This is a genomic window from Komagataeibacter kakiaceti JCM 25156, assembly GCF_000613305.1.
Genome location: NZ_BAIO01000548.1, coordinates 1 through 1,446 on the forward strand (window position 1 = coordinate 1; position 1,446 = coordinate 1,446).

Consider the following 1,446-nt stretch of genomic DNA (forward strand, 5'->3'; position numbering starts at 1 on the left):
GGGGTGCGGGGTCAGGGCGTTTGCCCGGTCGGTGGGGGCAGGTCGGCCTGGTTCTGGCTTTTGGACAGGGCGATGGTCACATCCACGGTTTCCTGATTGACCAGTACATCGAACTCCCGGTCCATCGTGAGACTGGTCGTCATCGCGGCCATGCCGCCAAAGGGCAGATGGTCCCAGTCGATCCGGTCATGCGCCTGCCGGGTCATGTCAAATCCCAGCATGGGGTGTGTCGCGCCATCGGGCGTGACGTAGGACCAGGCGAAGTGGCAGCCTGCGGGGGCATTGCGCTGTGTGAACAGCGTATGGACGAAGCCGGGCGTCACATCCGTCTGTAATGTGTTCATCAGGTAATGCGGGGCCTGCTGCTGTAGTGCGGGCGTGACCTGTGCATTGAAAATGCCCGCCTGAATCATTTCGGGCACATGGGCCAGGAAGATGGTCTGGTTGAGGGTGATGTCAACCCGGCATGGCGCGGTCCGGGCAAAGCGGGTGTCGATGCCCCATGCGTGGGCCGTGGTCTCACCGCCCACGATCGGTGCGGGATAGGCCGGTGCGGCATGAGCGGCGCGGGGCAGGCCGGTCAGCGCCAGACACAGCGCAAGCACCCCGCCCGATATGGCGCGGCGGATGACGGGGCGGGATTGGGTAAAGAGGGAATGGGTCAGGCTGCTCAAGGGACGGCACCGGGTCTGTCGGTTGGTTGCGTGGGAAAGAAAACAGCTTTTATCCTGATTCTGTCACGTAGGGCAGGGGCATGGCAGCCCTGTCCTGTCGGTTCGACATGAAAATAAATAATATCGCCTGCCATGGCCTGTTTGGACTGTATTGTTTCAGTATCGACTCGGGAAGATGGTGCGCGATCATGAAAATGCCACAATAACGGCCTTTCTCTTCCCCGGTTTGAAAAGATCAGGGATGGCATGATGCTATGCCCATGCGGGCCAGTTGCATCGGGAATGGGGTTTTTATGGTCTGTTTTTTTGCGTTCGCGCGATCAGGTCAGGCAACTTTCCCGACATGCGTTGCGTTGGCGCGGGCAGGGCAACGATAAAGCAAAAATCGTGCCACAATTTTTCAACCGGTCGCCCCGTGGATGAGGCAGGCCGCAAGCCGCCGGAAGCGGCGGTTCAGGGCAGGAAATCATGTTCGATTCAAAAATCATAGAAGTGGATGGTGTGTTCGTGGGGGCCGCCATCATTACCGGCATCGCCACATCGCTACGCTTTTATGCCGCGCATGACAGTGTCCGTTCGCTGCATAACGCCATCCTGCCGGATCTGGCGGCCTACGGGAGCATGTCACCCGCACGTTCCGCCGCAGGGGGCAGCATGATCGGGCCACGCCGGGCTGAATGCAAAACGCCCCGGCGGGAAAAGCCTTTCCGCCGGGGCGTCGTGTCTTTCGGGCCGGTTGTATCAGCGGCTGGTGCGGCGGCCGATCTGGCTG

Annotated in this window: 1 protein-coding gene and 1 pseudogene; one reads left to right on the forward strand and one right to left on the reverse strand. The window is 60.7% G+C overall.

The window, feature by feature from the left end; genetic code table 11:
- Positions 1 to 11: 11 nt before the first annotated feature.
- The gene (locus JCM25156_RS16445) at positions 12 to 674 is read right to left on the reverse strand and encodes a hypothetical protein (protein WP_242402717.1); all 663 of its coding nucleotides are present in this window, start codon (positions 672 to 674) and stop codon (positions 12 to 14) included.
- A 468-nt stretch (positions 675 to 1,142) separates the two neighbouring features.
- Between JCM25156_RS16445 and JCM25156_RS25535 the strand changes: the two are divergent.
- Positions 1,143 to 1,351 (forward strand): annotated as a pseudogene (locus JCM25156_RS25535) (hypothetical protein).
- Positions 1,352 to 1,446 lie beyond the last annotated feature (95 nt).